This is a genomic window from Pseudoduganella sp. jia 12, assembly GCF_055502675.1.
Window position 1 is genome coordinate 249,997 of the sequence record NZ_JBUXKP010000002.1, and the last position, 14,951, is coordinate 264,947.

The 14,951-nt window shown below is 67.7% G+C and carries 8 protein-coding genes; 5 read left to right on the plus strand and 3 right to left on the minus strand.

Annotated elements, in window-relative coordinates:
* Window positions 1-23: 23 nt before the first annotated feature.
* The 5 genes from ACY65G_RS04280 to ACY65G_RS04300 all read left to right on the plus strand — a co-directional run bounded on the left by ACY65G_RS04280 (window position 24) and on the right by ACY65G_RS04300 (window position 8,191).
* Window positions 24-2,201 (plus strand): cyanophycin synthetase, encoded by a 2,178-nt coding sequence (locus tag ACY65G_RS04280; protein WP_464996116.1) that lies wholly within the window; start codon window positions 24-26, stop codon window positions 2,199-2,201.
* Window positions 2,202-2,261: 60 nt separating this feature from the next.
* Window positions 2,262-4,832 (plus strand): cyanophycin synthetase, encoded by a 2,571-nt coding sequence (cphA, locus tag ACY65G_RS04285; protein WP_464996117.1) that lies wholly within the window; start codon window positions 2,262-2,264, stop codon window positions 4,830-4,832.
* Between the two features lie 364 nt (window positions 4,833-5,196).
* The gene (locus tag ACY65G_RS04290; RefSeq protein ID WP_464996118.1) at window positions 5,197-6,549 is read left to right on the plus strand and encodes an acetylxylan esterase; all 1,353 of its coding nucleotides are present in this window, start codon (window positions 5,197-5,199) and stop codon (window positions 6,547-6,549) included.
* A gap of 34 nt (window positions 6,550-6,583) precedes the next feature.
* The gene (locus tag ACY65G_RS04295) at window positions 6,584-6,955 is read left to right on the plus strand and encodes a DUF2784 domain-containing protein (RefSeq protein ID WP_464996119.1); all 372 of its coding nucleotides are present in this window, start codon (window positions 6,584-6,586) and stop codon (window positions 6,953-6,955) included.
* Between the two features lie 54 nt (window positions 6,956-7,009).
* Window positions 7,010-8,191: a tyrosine-type recombinase/integrase gene (locus ACY65G_RS04300; RefSeq protein WP_464996120.1), complete on the plus strand. Its 1,182-nt coding sequence runs from the start codon at window positions 7,010-7,012 to the stop codon at window positions 8,189-8,191.
* Between the two features lie 51 nt (window positions 8,192-8,242).
* Here the strand turns inward: ACY65G_RS04300 and ACY65G_RS04305 are convergent, their stop codons facing one another.
* The 3 genes from ACY65G_RS04305 to ACY65G_RS04315 form a co-directional block, all read right to left on the minus strand.
* Window positions 8,243-9,016 carry a phosphate/phosphite/phosphonate ABC transporter substrate-binding protein gene (locus ACY65G_RS04305; protein ID WP_464996121.1) on the minus strand — a complete coding sequence of 258 codons (774 nt, stop codon included), beginning with the start codon at window positions 9,014-9,016 and terminating at the stop codon, window positions 8,243-8,245.
* Complete coding sequence (locus tag ACY65G_RS04310) at window positions 9,009-10,019, minus strand: fatty acid desaturase (RefSeq protein ID WP_464996122.1); 1,011 nt, start codon at window positions 10,017-10,019, stop codon at window positions 9,009-9,011. Before ACY65G_RS04310 ends, ACY65G_RS04305 begins: the two co-directional genes overlap by 8 nt.
* A 362-nt stretch (window positions 10,020-10,381) precedes the next feature.
* Window positions 10,382-14,869, minus strand: a complete 4,488-nt coding sequence (locus ACY65G_RS04315) for a hypothetical protein (RefSeq protein WP_464996123.1) — start codon at window positions 14,867-14,869, stop codon at window positions 10,382-10,384.
* Window positions 14,870-14,951: the final 82 nt, after the last annotated feature.

Here is a 14,951-nt window from a genome sequence, read left to right on the forward strand (position 1 = left end):
GTAAGAGGTACTAGAGCAAAAATATGACAAAAAAGAAAGATATCGACGTTCTCCGCGTGACTTACCTGCGCGGCCCGAACATCTGGACCTACCGCCCCGTCATCGAAGCCTGGCTCGATATCGGCGAGCTTGAAAACTTCCCTTCCAACACTATCCCTGGCCTTTACGAAAGATTGACCACGCTGCTCCCGGGCATGGTCGAGCATCGTTGCGGCGTCGGCGGACATGGCGGCTTCTTCGAGCGCCTGCGCGACGGCACTTATGCCGGCCACATCCTCGAGCACATCGTGCTGGAGCTGCAGAACCTGGCCGGCATGCGCACCGGTTTCGGCCAGACGCGCCAGACGGCCGAGGGCAGCGGTATCTACAAGATGGCGTTCCGCACCCGCCAGGAAAACGTGGGCCGCGCCGCGCTGGCCGCCGGCCGCGACCTGCTGATGGCCTGTATCGAAGACCGCCCCTACGACCTGCAGGCCACGGTCGCCCGGCTGACGGACATGGTCGAGCGCCTGTGCCTGGGTCCGTCGACGAACAGCATCGTCGACGCCGCCACCGATCGCGGCGTGCCGCACATCCGCCTCACCGACGGCAACCTGGTGCAACTGGGCCATGGCGCCCGCCAGCGCCGCATCTGGACGGCGGAAACGGACAACACCAGCGCGATCGCCGAAGGGATCGCCAGCGACAAGGACATGACCAAGAGCATCCTGGCTTCCTGCGGCGTTCCCGTGCCCGAGGGCGCGCTGGTCGACACTGAGGACGAAGCTTGGGAAGAAGCGCAGGATATCGGCTTGCCCGTGGTGGTCAAGCCGTCCGACGCCAACCATGGCCGCGGCGTGACGCTGAACCTCACCAACGAAGCCGACGTCCGCAAGGCCTTCCATATCGCGCTCGAACGGGGCGACAGCTCGTCGGTGATCGTCGAGCGCTATGTGCTGGGCGACGAACACCGCCTGCTCGTGGTCGGCCGCAAAGTCGTGGCCGCCTCGCGCGGCGAATCCGTGTGGATCACGGCCGACGGCCAGTCCACGATCACGCAGCTGGTCGATGCGCAGATCAATTCCGACCCGCGCCGCGGGCCGAACGAGGAACATCCGCTGAACCCCGTCGAACCGGAAAAGTCGCCGGAAGTGCAACTGGTCCTGCAAGGCCAGGGCCTCGCGCCCGATACCGTGCCGGAAGCGGGCCGCAAGGTGCTCATCGCGATCAACGGCAATGTCGCCAACGACGTGACCGACCTCGTGCATCCGGCCGTCGCCGAGATGGCGGCGCTGGCGGCGCGCGCGGTGGGCCTGGATATCGCCGGCATCGACCTGGTGGCGCAGGATATCTCCCGCCCGCTGGAAGAGCAGGGTGGCGCGATCATCGAAGTGAACGCCAGCCCGGGCCTGCTGGCCCACCTGAAGCCGGCACCGGGCGGCACGCCGCGGCCCGTGGGTGCGGCGATCGTCGAGGAAATGTTCGCCCCGGGCGAAACCGGGCGCATCCCGATCGTCGGCGTGGCCGGCACGTGCCATACGGCGCTGATCGCGCGGCTCACGGCATGGCAGTTGCAGGTCTCCGGCCGCTACGTGGGCGTGGCCTGCGAAGAAGGCGTCTACCTGAACGGCCGCAAGATCGCGCGCGGCCCGTTGACCGAATGGGAATCCGGCCAGCGCCTGCTGTTGAACAAGAACGTCGAAACGGCAGTGTTCGCCAACGGCAACCGCATGGTCCTTACCGAAGGCCTGGCCTACGACCGCTGCACGGTCGGCGTCGTTACCGACACGCGCGGCCACGACAGGCTGGGCGAGTTCTATATCGACGATCCGGAGCAGATGTTCCGCGTGCTGCGCACGCAGGTCGACGTGGTGCTGCCCGATGGCATGGCCGTGCTCAATGCCGGCGACGAGCAGGTTGCCGACATGGCCCGGCTGTGCGATGGCGGCGTGCTGTTCTACGCCGTCCACGAAGATGCGCCGGCACTCGTGGCGCACCGCAGCGAAGGCGGCCGTGTCGTATTCGGCCGTGGCGGCTCGTTCGTGATGGCGATCGGCGCGGACGAAGTGGCCGAACTGCCGGCAAGCTGCCTGCCGAACGACGCCGACGAATGCCGCGAAGCCGTGCTGGCCGCGATCGGTACCGGCTGGGCGCTCGGCCTGTCGCCGGACCTGGTCGCCGCCGCGCTGCGCACGTTCGAATGGAAGAACCGGGCCGCGTGACTGCACGTGTCATTGCACAGTCGGCTGCCCGCTAAGAAGAACACCACACAGGAATAGTACATGGAAGTGATCCGCACCCGCGCGCTGCGCGGCCCGAACCTCTGGAGCCACCATACCGCGATCGAAGCCATCGTTTCGTGCACGCCGGAAGAGCTGGCGGTCGACAAGCTGCCCGGCTTCGAAGTGAAACTGCGCGCGCGCTTTCCCCGCATCGGCCAGTTCCAGCCGCACGGGCATGCCGACGCGGTGCCGCTGGCACACGTGCTGGAACTCACGGCGCTGGCATTGCAGGCCGAAGCCGGGTGCCCCGTCACGTTCAGCCGCACCACGCCCACGGTGGAACAAGGCATCTTCCAGATGGTGGTGGAATACACCGAGGAAGAAGTCGGCAGGCTGGCTGTGGAACTGGCCGAAAAACTGATCAACGCCGCGTTGCAGGATACGCCGTTCGACCTGGCCACTGCGCTGGCGGAGCTGCGCGACCTGGACGAGGACGTGCGCCTGGGCCCGAGCACCGGCGCGATCGTGCATGCCGCCGTGGCCCGCAAGATCCCCTACCGCCGCATGACTTCCGGCTCCATGGTGGCGTTCGGCTGGGGCAGCAAGCAGCGCCGCATCCAGGCCGCCGAGATCGATTCGACCAGCGCGATCGCTGAAAATATCGCGCAGGACAAGGAACTGACGAAAAAACTGCTCGATGCCGCAGGCGTGCCGGTGCCGGTCGGCCGCACTGTCGACAGCGCCGAGGAGGCATGGCAGGTGGCCCAGCTGATCGGCCTGCCCGTGGTGATCAAGCCGAAGGACGGCAACCAGGGCAAGGGGGTCACCGTCAACATCACCACCGAGGAACAGGCACACGCGGCTTTCAATACGGCACGCGAGTTCCGCGACGACATCATGGTCGAGCGCTTCCTGCCCGGCCATGACTACCGCCTGCTCGTCATCGGCAACAAGCTCGTGGCGGCAGCGCGGCGCGATCCGCCGCACGTGGTGGGCGATGGCGTGCATTCGGTGCGCGAGCTGGTCGACATCGTCAACGCCGACCCGCGCCGCGGCAGCGGCCATTCGACGTCGCTGACCAAGATCCGCTTCGACGACATCGCGCTGGCGCGCCTGAAAATGCAGGACCTGGATGCCGATTCGGTGCCGGCCCAGGGCCAGCGCGTCATCCTGCGCAACAACGCCAACCTGTCCACCGGCGGCAGCGCGATGGACGTCACCGACGACGTGCACCCCGAAGTGGCCGCGCGCGCCGTGGAAGCGGCGCAGATGATCGGCCTCGATATCTGCGGCGTGGACGTCGTCGTCGACTCCGTGCTCAGTCCGATCGAGGAACAGAACGGCGGCGTGGTCGAAGTGAATGCCGCGCCGGGCCTGCGCATGCATCTGTCGCCTTCGTACGGCAAGGGCCGCCCGATCGGCGAGGCGATCGTGGGCACGCTGTTCGCCGAGGGCGAGGATGGCCGTATTCCCGTCGTCGCCGTCACCGGCACGAACGGCAAGACCACGACCGTGCGCCTGATCGCGCACCTGATCGCCTCGTCAGGCCTGCGCGTGGGCATGACCAACACCGATGGCGTGTACGTCAACGGCCGCCAGATCGACAGCGGCGACTGCTCCGGCCCGCGCAGCGCGCGCAACGTGCTGCAGCACCCGGACGTGGATGCCGCCGTGTTCGAAACGGCGCGCGGCGGGATCCTGCGCGAGGGCCTCGCGTTCGACCGCTGCAAGGTGGCCGTCGTCACCAACATCGGCGCCGGCGACCACCTCGGCCTGAATTACATCACCACCGTCGAGGATCTCGCGGTCCTCAAGCGCGTGATCGTGCAGAACGTCGACGAGAACGGCTGGGCGGTGCTGAACGCCACCGATCCGATCGTGGCCGCGATGGCCGCGGCGTCGAAAGGCAAGGTCATGTTCTTTGGCGCCGACCGCTACCACCCGGTCGTGGCCACCCACGTGGCCCAGGGCCGCCGTACCGTGTACGTCGACAAGGGCGACCTGGTTGCCGTCGAGGGCAAGTTCGTGCAGCGCATCGCGCTGGCGGACGTGCCGCTGACCCGTGGCGGCGCGATCGGCTTCCAGGTCGAGAATGCGATGGCGGCCGTGGCCGCGGCGTGGGGCGCGGGTATCGACTGGCAATCGATCCGCCTGGGCCTGAAGACCTTCACGACCGACAGCCACAATGCGCCGGGCCGCTTCAATGTGTTCGACTATCGCGGCGCCACCGTGATCGCCGACTATGGCCACAACCCCGATGCGATGCTGGCACTGGTACAGGCCGTCGAATCGATGCCGGCGAAACGCCGCTCGGTCGTGATTTCCGGTGCCGGCGACCGCCGCGACGAGGACATCAGCCAGCAGACGGAAATCCTCGGCAAGGCCTTCGACGACGTGGTGCTGTATGAAGACCAGTGCCAGCGCGGCCGCGCCAGCGGCGAAGTCATCGCGCTGCTGCGCCAGGGCCTGAAGGATGCGCCCCGTACCCGCAACGTGGACGAGATCAACGGCGAGTTCATCGCCATCGACACGGCGCTGGACCGGCTGGGCGAAGGCGATCTGTGCCTCGTGCTCATCGACCAGGTCGAAGAAGCGCTGGCGCACATCGCCAAGCGGGTCGCTGCGGGCTGACGGTTCAAGTTCATGGGCCGGCATTGGAAGTTGCAAACGGCGCCAGAGTCACTGGGGTCTGTCCCCGGTAAGTGTCAGCGTTAGTGCTTGCCAGTTGCGTGGCCAGGGGACTGACCCCGGTTTTTCGTCGCCATGTCGATTGCGCTGGCTAACAACCGGGGTCAGTCCCCTCGATACGCTAACAACCGGGCATCAGGGGACCACTTACCGGGGACAGACCCCCGCGGCTCAACAGCCATTTGCCCCGGATCTTTGCTTTGAGCGCAAACATGCGGCGCGCAGCCCTCTGACTATTTAAAGGCTCGGCATTGACGCTGCAGCGCTCCGCTCCTACGATCACCTTTCCGATTCCCCAAGGTGATTCATGACCCGTCATTCCTTCCGCCTGCTGGCCATCGCCGCACTGGTTGCGGCCAGCCACGTTCCTCTCACCGTCGCCGCGGCGTCGTCCGAAGTCCGCCTGCTGAACGCGGCACCTGCGGCGAGTCCGCTGGCCGTCACGCTGGACCGCGCCGACTGGACCTACAAGGCCGGCGACCGTGCCACCGTGCGCATCCGGCTGGACGTGCAGCCGTATCCCGCCCAAGGCATCCTGGTCCGCTACCGCCTGGGCCCGGACATGCTGGAAGGACCGGAACGCACAATCGTGGTGCCGAAGGAAGGTGTGTCCCTGCCGATGCCGGCTCAGGCACAGCCTGGCTTCGTGCGCGCGATCGTCGAAGCCACGGTCGATGGCAAGCAGGTAAAAGCCAGCGCCACGGCGGCGTTCAGTCCGCTCGACATCCGCCCGGTGCAAGCGGAACCGGCCGATTTCGACGCTTTCTGGGCCGCCCAGAAAGAACAGCTTGCAAAGGTCGAGCCGCAGTGGACGCTCGCACCCGCACCGGACCTGTCGACTGCGGCCGTCGAAGTGTCGTATCTTCATTACCAGAACGTGGGCCAGGGCGGCCGGCCAACCCGCATCTATGGCGTGCTGGCCGTGCCGCGCGCCGAAGGCAGGTATCCGGCCGTGCTGCAAGTGCCGGGGGCCGGCGTGCGCGGCTACAAGGGCGCCGTCGACCTGGCCGAACAGGGCGCGATCACCCTGCAGATCGGCATCCACGGCATTCCCGTCAACCTGCCGGACGAACTGTATGAACAGCTGCGCTACGGCGCGCTGGACAGCTACAACCGCTACAACCTGGACGACCGCGATACCTATTACTACCGCCGCGTGTACCTGGGCGCGCTGCGCGGGCTCGACTACCTCGTGCAGCACCCGAAATGGGACGGCAAGACGCTCGTCACGCAAGGGGGCAGCCAGGGCGGTCAACTGGCCATCACCACGGCGGCGCTCGACCCGCGCGTGACGGCCACCGTGGCCTCGTACCCCGCCTATTCCGATGTGACCGGCTACCTGAGCGGACGCGCCGGTGGCTGGCCGGGCCTGTTCCGGAAGGACGATGCCGGCAACGTGAAGGACCAGCCCATCGCCGCGAAAGTAAAGACCACCGGCTACTACGACACCGTGAACTTCGCGAAACGGCTGCGCGCGCCGGTGCTGTTCTATGCCGGCTACAACGACACGGTCACGCCGCCCACTTCCACGTTCGCCGTGTATAACGTGATTGCCGCGCCGCGCGAGATCGTGATCGAGCCCGAACAGGTGCACCTGACTTCCAAGGCGCACGGAGCGACCCAGCAGCAATGGATCCTGCGGCAGGCGGGCAGGCGCTGACCTCCGCCAGCGACTCCACGCAGGGCAGGGTATCGTGTTCTACGCATTGGCAGCCACGGCAGTATTGGTGCTTCACCTCGGCTTCATCGCGTTCGTGCTGTTCGGCGGCATGCTGGCCCTGCGGCGCCGCTGGATGGCTGCCATCCACCTGCCCGCCGCCGCGTGGGGATTCCTGGTAGAAGCCATGGGCGCCGGCTGTCCGTTGACGTCGCTGGAAAACGACCTGCGCGCACGTGCCGGCATGTCCCGCTACGAAGGCGATTTCATCGAACGGTGGCTGGTGTCGCTCATCTATCCCGACGGACTGAACCGGGAGACGCAGCTCGCGCTGGCCGGCGCGGTCGTCCTTCTCAACGTGCTCGTCTATGCGTGGGTCATCCGGCGTCTCAGGACGCGGAAGCGCTGAAACCACTGTATGGAATACTGTACAATACTGTCTATCCGAACAGTATTTCGCTTCATGAGCAAATTCGCGCCAATCGACCTGCAACCGTTCGACCAGGGCTCGCGTTCTTCGCGCGGCGCTGGCGGCCTGGCCCTGCGCGACATCGATCCCGATGCATGGCGCGACGTTCCCGACGATGCCATGACGGATGCGCGCACGGACAGTGAAATCGCGCGCGAGTACATCAGCCACGGCGAGTTGCGGCCGAAGTCGGTGGCCAATACGCAAAAGGAGCTCTACCGCTTCCTCACGTGGTGCCGCGAAGAGGCCGGCAAGTCGCTGCGCCAGCTGGGCGTATCCGACCTGAACGCCTACAAGGAATTCCTGAAGGCGCCGCCCGCCGACTGGGTTTCGACAACCAAGTGGCCGCGCACGGACGAACGCTATCGCCCGTTTTCCGGACCGCTGTCCGATGCCAGCCGGCGCCAGGCGATGATTGCGGTGAAAGGCTTGCTCGCGTTTGCCGAGCAGACCGGCTACCTGCGCCGCGACCCGGGCGCGCTCGTCAAGCAGGTGCGCATTCCCGGGGCCAGCCGCATCACGCGCTACCTCACGCAGGATGCGATCCGCCTGGCCCTCGCCACCGTGGAAACGCGTGCGGCCGGAACGCCGGCTGCGCTGCGCCGCCGCGAACGCGACCGCTTCCTGCTGGTGGCCTATTCGCACACGGGGGCGCGGCTGAACGAGATCGTCGGCGCCAGCATGGGGTCCATCTACACGGAGGGCAATGGCCGCTGGTGGATCGACGTGGTCGGCAAGGGCAGCAAGCCGCGCCGGCTGCCGGTGCCGCCGGACATGCTCGATGCCCTGCGCCGCTACCGGGTGGCGTTCGGCCTGCTGCCGCAAACGGGCCGCACCGACAGCACGCCGCTGGTGCTGTCGAGCCGCGGCAAGGGCTTGAACCGCATTACCGACGAAGCGGCATCCGAGGCCCTGAAGGCGGTCTTCGCGGCTGCGGCATCCGCGGCGGCCGCGCAGGGCGACAGCGACACCGCCGCGACGCTGCGTCAGGCGTCCACGCACTGGCTGCGCCACAGCATGCTCACGAACCATGCCAACAATGGCGTGCAGTTGAAGACGCTGCAGGAAACGGCGGGCCACGCGAACATTTCCACCACGGCGGCCTACCTGCACAAGACGGACGACGAGCGCCATGACGAGATCATGGCGTCTGTCAGCGGCAGGAATGTGCTGTAGACCCGTGCTGTAGACCCGTGCTGTAGACCCGTGCTGTAGACGAAAGCCGGATCAGCGTACCACGGGATAGCCCAGGCGCACCGCGTGCCGCTCCAGGTCGCCGATCCGGCCGTATTCCTGCTCGTCGCATTGGGCAAAGCCCCGTATCCGCAGTGGTGCCATCGCGGCCCGCAGCCCGCTGCCCGGGTCCAGCAGCGCACCGCGCAGGCGCCGCACCACCGCGTCCGGCACGGCCTTGCCGGCAATGAGCGGCAGGCCGGGCGAAGCGGCCGTGAAGCCCAGCGATACCACGTCTGCCAGGGCGGCCGGATCTTCGCGCCGCAGGTAGGCATGGGTGACACAATCGATCGCCGCCACGTCCGCCGCGCCCTCGCGCACCATGCGCAGGCTGGCGGCATGGCTGCCCGACCAGGCCACGCCGCCAAAGAATGTGCCATCGCGGGCCAGCGGGGCCACCGCGTGCCGCAAGGCGTTCATGCCGCTGTTCGAATGCGCTTCGTTGACGGCGGCCACGCGGCCGCGCGCGTCGGCCAGCACGCGGATGCCGCTGTCGCGCCGCGCCACGAGCACGCTGGAATAATCGCTGCCGGCGCAACCCGGCACGTCGAAGCATGGCGTGGCCAGCAGTGTCACGTGCGCGCGCAGCGTCGTCACGTAGGGATAACCGCAGGTTTGCGCGAGCAGCAGGTCCGGCTGCCGCCAGAAGTCCGGCAACGGTCCCGGGTCGTCCACCAGTTCGACCGCCGCTGTGACGCCGGCCTCGGCCAGCAGCGCTTCCAGCAGGGCATCGTAGCCTTGCCGCAAGCGCGGTGACACGTTATACATGGGCAGTGCGGCTTTCCAGGTCATTGTTATCGGTCGTCTCGGAAAAAGTGTGTGGATGCACCGGCGCATCCACCGGCCGCAGCGCATACCGGCGCAGCAGCGCGCCATACCCCTGCAGGTGAAAGCCACCGCTGCGGACATTGTAGGCGCCGCGGCGCGCCGCATACACGCGCGGCAGCAGGTACCACGGCAGCGAAGGCAGGTCGTGATGCACCAGGTGCAGGTTATTGTTCAGGAACAGCAGCCGCAGCACGGGCCCCGCTTCGTTCAGCACGATGCGCTGCTTGTGCTGGGCCACCGGCCGGTGCTCGTAGTACGAGCGCACCATCGCCAGCGACTGGGCCGGGTAGGCGATCGCCAGCAGGTAATACAGCGGCGCAACGCCGAACCGGCTGTCGATCCACCACAGCAAGGCGGCCAGCATGGCGAGGTGGCCCAGCCACATCGGCACGTAGCGCCAGTCGCCCCGCAGCGGTTGGCGCACCGCTTCGGCCAGCATCGTGACGATCGAGATCGCCGGCCCCACCAGCAGGCGCCCGGCGAATGTCTTGTTGAACCAGTACAGCCGGCGCAGCGGCGCGCTCATGCCGGCCCACGCGGCGGGCGCCACGTAATAGCTTTCCGTATCCAGCGCCGGCACTGTCAGGTGGGCATCCACGTGGTGCGCCAGGTGGCTGTCGCGGTACAGGCGATACGGATACCAGACGGCCAGCGGCGCCTGGCCGAACAGCCGGTTGAGCCAGGGCTTGCGGGTCGGGTGCCCATGGATCAGTTCATGCTGCAGCGACATGTACCACGCGCACCACCACACCATCAGGGCCGTGCCCAGCGGTGCGCCGAGTTCCCGCCAATGCGCCAGCGTAGCGAACCAGCCGCCGTAGATGGCTGCGATCAGCAGCCAGGTCGGCCATTCGGCTATCCACAGCGTGCGGGCGCGTTCCGCCGCCACCTGGCGCCGCTGTGCGTCGTCCAGGTATTCCGCGCGCTGTGGGCCGGCGCTCAAGATACTCCCGAGAGGCTGCAGGGGCTATGCGGCGTCCGACGAGTGCCGGGCAAGTGCGGCTTCATCCGAATTTCCTTATGCGTTTTCCAAATGTGGCGACCACCGCCATGTGTGGAAAAAGTATAAGTAACCGGTGTCCTCCTTGAACACGAAGATTAACGTGCGTGCTTATGCGTTTTGCGGCCAGGGCAGCGCCAGCATCCCGCCCACGATCGCCGTGCCGGCCAGAGCACCCGCCGCGCCCGATACCATGCGACCGGCAGGCGCACGACGAAAGCTGCTGGCTGTTCCGCTGCTGGCGGCAAGGGCGCCTGCCGGGCGATTCAGTCAGCTTTCCCCGGCTTCCGGCTTGCCCGGGTGCTTCACCCCAGCACCCGGCGCGCCAACGCCGTCAGCTGTTCCGCCGCGTCCACGCCGCCCGCCAGTTCGGCCAGCACGTCCTTGTCGGTTTCCAGGATTTCCTCCACGTCGTCGATGCCGCCCTTGCGCAGTTGCTGTTCCAGGGCGGCGTCGAGCTTCAGCTTGGCCAGCGGCGTACGCCCGGGCTGCCGTGGCAGCACCAGCGTGATGCGCACATCCGCGCCGGGAGATAGCACGACGCTGTCCTGGCTCGTCAACACGACCTTGCCCGTGTCGTCCAGCACGCGCGGCAGCAGCTTGCCGAGTTGCTCCAGCCGGGCGGTTTCCTCGCCATCGAAGGTCGTGGCGAAATTGCCGTTGCCATCGGTGGCACCGACCCCTGCCGCCTTCGCGCCGTTGGCGTCGGCCAGCTCGATGACGTGGCCGGGCTGGCCCTGGCCCGCTGCATCCACCAGTTGGCCGCCCAGCGACGAGCCTTTGCCGTCCGGCGGTGCCTGTGGCGACACGGCGTCGGACGAGATGGCCAGCACCCGCAGCGTCGTCATCGATGCCTCGGTCTGCGCCTTCACCTCCAGCACCTTCGGGTGGTCGGCGCCCAGCTTGGCCTGCAGGTGCAGCGTTTCGGCCTGGTAGGCGCGTGTCAGCGCCGCTTGCGTGGTGGCGACATGGGTGACCGACTCCACCGTATAACGCCGGGCCAGCGGCGCCAGTTCCCGTTCCGGCAAGGCATCGGCCTCGATCGTGCCGCCCAGTTGACCGGCATGCGACGCCAGCGCCGGCGCAGCGAACGTGCCCACCGTGGTCTGGCCACCGGTGGCATTGCGGCAGAAGGAGGGATCGAAAATGTGGTTCGGCGCATCGACCGTCTGTGGCACGTGCGGGCCGGTCCTGGGCGGGAAGGCGAAGATGCAATGGTCGGCCTGGTTCAACGCCGTCATGTTGCCCCGCAAGCCCAGGCTCAGCATCGACAGCGTGCGTGCCGCCTCCTCGCGCAGGCGCCCGCCGGTGGCGCGCACCGTGTCGCCGATCAGCACCGTATTGCAGAAGAAGGGTTCGCGCCGCATGACGGAACTGGTGTTGCTGGCATAGCTCACGTCATCCATGCAAAGGATGGCCTGTGACATCAGCGAGCGGTTGACGGTATCGAGCCGGGCGAAATTGTCGTCGTAAAGCGTTTCTCCGCCGGGCAGCGCCCGTTCCGCCTGCACGCTGTAGCTGTCCGGGTTGTCGAGCCGGTCGCCCAGCAGCCGGGCGATCAGCCGGTGGATGCCGCCCAGGTTGACGATCAGCACGCAGCCGAACGCCGCGTCGATGAAGCCGAAGCGCCCCGTGAACTCGCTGCTGAAGTGGTTGTTGGCGACCGACACGGGACCGAACGCGAACGCCGTCAGGGCCCGCCCGGCTGGCTGGTCGACACGGTTGTCGTGCACGCGCAGCGCCGGCTTGCGGCCGCTGGAGGCGGACAGTCTTTCGCTGAGCGCGCCCGCGAAGCGCACGTAGATGCCGCCGCGCAGTCCGGCGCGGCGGTTGTCCTCGAAGCCGGCGGTGGTGGCGCCATTGGCGGTCAGCGTGTTGTCGGTGATTTCCACGTCGTTGCCCCAGCCGACGAACACGCCGCATGCCGGGTCGGCCGCGCTGGCGCCGTTTTCGGTGACATGGTTGCCCGCGATGAACAGCGAATCGACGATCGCCAGCGAAATGCCGCCGCGGCCGATTTCCTGGGCCTGCTCCAGCATCGCGTCCGTGAAGGGGTTGCGCAGGTTGCGGTACAAGCGGTTATTCAGGATCACCAGGTCGCGCACCGGATGGGTGGCGCGCAGCAGCGGCGCCAGTGCGAGATTGAACAGGGCCGCGTCGACCTGGGCCAGCAGGTTCTCCTTCGGCGTTCCCGTCGGCGCGGCGCCACCGGTCGTCGCCAGCCTGGCCCCTGCGCGCAGCGCGAAGCCGATGCCGGACAATCCCATCAGCGTGACCTTGTTGGCTTCGATGGTGATCTCGTGCAGGAAGCGGGCCGGCGCCGCGCGGTCCTGCGTTCGCGGTGCGACGACGATCACGTGCAGGACGCCATTCCGTTCTGTCACCGGGGTCACCCGGACGATGCGGAAGGATGGCGCGACAGCCAGCAGGTTCGGGCCCGGCTTCGTTGCGATGCCGAGCCGGCCGTCCGTGCCGCTCGGCGCCAGGCGGGCTTCGTCAACGGTCGGCCCCACATACACGGCGACGCCGGCCAGGGTCGTCCCGGCTTCGTCCTGCACCAGGCCGCGGAACTGACCGCGCTCGCCCGCGTCGACAGCGACCGGCGGATCGTCGTCCGGCACCGGCTCCGGGTTTGGCGGGGGAGGCGGATCGAGGTCGCCGCCCAGCACGATGCCATCGCCGGCACCGCCGGTGATGTCGTTCTCCAGCAGCCGCACCCGTTCGCAGCCGACCCGCAGGTGGATACCGCCCAGCGCCCGGTAAGGCTGGCGCAGCACCAGCAGCGCGAGCACGAAGGTCCATGCCGCCTGGGCATACGCCAGCACCAGGTGGGGGTGGCGGTACAGCACCTCCGGCCTGGCGCAGGGATCGGCGGGGTCGCCGGTTGGGTCGTCGTCGGGTCCGTCCGGACGGTCCGGCCTGTCCGTAAACGGCAGCAGCACCAGCGTGTTGCGCTCGACGAGGCTGTCGTCCGCTTCCAGCGAGATCGTCGTCAGACCGTCGGCGGTATCGAGCAGGTGCAGGCGGTTGTTGTCGATGTGGAGCCCGGCCGAGGCATTGGCGCGGATGCAGTGCAGCCGGCCCAGCATGCGCGTGGCGTCGATCCGCACGTCGCGGCTGGCGTCGATCAGGATGTCGATACCGTCCAGGGTGAGCAGGTCGACGGTGTGCACGCGGATGCCGCTGCAGTCGACGAAGTGGAAGATCGGCTGGAACCGTGTTTCCGTGCGCGGCAGGATCGCCGTGCGGCGCGAACAGCCGTGGATCGTGATGTCGCGGCGGCCCTCCAGGCGCAGGTTGGCGCGGTGCAGGCCGGGCAGCAAGCACAGTTCGCCGCCGGCCGCCGGCAGGTGCATGGCCGCCACCTCCAGCGAATTGAAGTCGCCGAAGGTGCGCACGCCGTCGCCGATCAGGAAGGTGCAGCAGGTCTTGCGGGTCAGCGCGCCGAAGGGGTGGCGGCAGTCTTCGATGACAGGCACGAAGTTGTTGCGCGGGCCAGTCCAGTTCAGTTCGGCCAGCGGCACGCGGTGGTAGACGATGCCGGTGGGCGGGGCGTCGTCGACCAGCACCTGCGGGTTGGCGATCTCGCCGGCGCGCACCGTGAAGGTCCAGTAGTCGCCGGGCCGGTAATTGCCCGCCGCAGGCGCGTCGAACGCGAGGCGGATACCGTCGCGCAGCTCGGCCGGGTTGGCCACGTCGGGGAAATCGGCGATGTTGGCGATGCCGTTCCACAGCCGGATGAACACCGGTTCCGTGGTGGCCGGCAAGGTGCCGAAGGTGGCCGGCGCGGCCAGCTCCAGGTCGTGGTCCGTGTTCAGCGTGGCCAACGTGCCGTAGACGACCTGCCAGGCGCCGATCAGTTCATCGTATTCCAGCGCTTCCAGGTAAAACTCGGTCAACCCGGAATGCACGATCGGGGCCCGGCCCGCGTCGAGGATGATGCGATCGGGGTTGGTGCCCGTCTCGAACCTGCCGCGGCCCACCAGGCCGCCGTTCCACTGGCTCCACTTGAAGCGGGCCGGCGTGGCGGGCGGCACGTCCGCCACTTCGATGCGATACAGGTTGTGCTCGAAGCCCGTGTAGCCGCCGCCGCCCACCACCGGGCAGTCGCCGGCGATGGCGACTACCGGGGCCAGCGAAGCCGTCAGCCGGCCTTTCGATGCCGGGTCGTCCGCCAGCCGGCCACGGATCGACAGGCAATCCTCGCCGGGCGCCAGGCGCAGCAGCCGGATGCGGAAATTCACGAACGAGCGTTCCGACGTGTCGGGCCCGCCCAGCGCCGGCTCGATCAGCCGCTGCGGATACTGGAAGCCATGGATGGATTCTTCCGACACTTCCAGGATCACCGCATCGCGCACGCCGTCGTCGATCGACGCGGGCGTGGGCAGCGGCGTGGTCAGCGGCGGACCGAAATAGCTGGCCAGGCGCTGCACCGGTGCCGCCGGATCGGACGCCTCGCCAGCCAGCCGGGTCAGGATGCCGTCGGCCCACGCATGGCCCGGCAACAGCGATACCAGCACGTTGCCGCCGCTGACGACGGCGGACGCCACGCTGAAGCCTTGCGGTTGCGTGGCCGGCACCGCGCAGATGCCGGCGCCGATGATGTCGCGCCCGGCCTGGCCGTTCCAGCCCAGTTCCAGCAGTTCGCCTTCCGTCAGGTCCGCGTCGGACATCACGCGGCCCTGCTGGTGCAGCACGCCGCTGAGATTGCGCAGCACGCCATCGGCCGGTTCGTCCACGCCGCGCTCGTGCTGGTGGGGATCGAAGTTCAATACCGAGAAATCGCCTTGCATAGCATCCCCCTGTTCTGGCGCCGCTGGTGTCGCCGCGCATGTGACCGCTCATGTCGTCCGGTCTTGTTACTACCCATGTCAC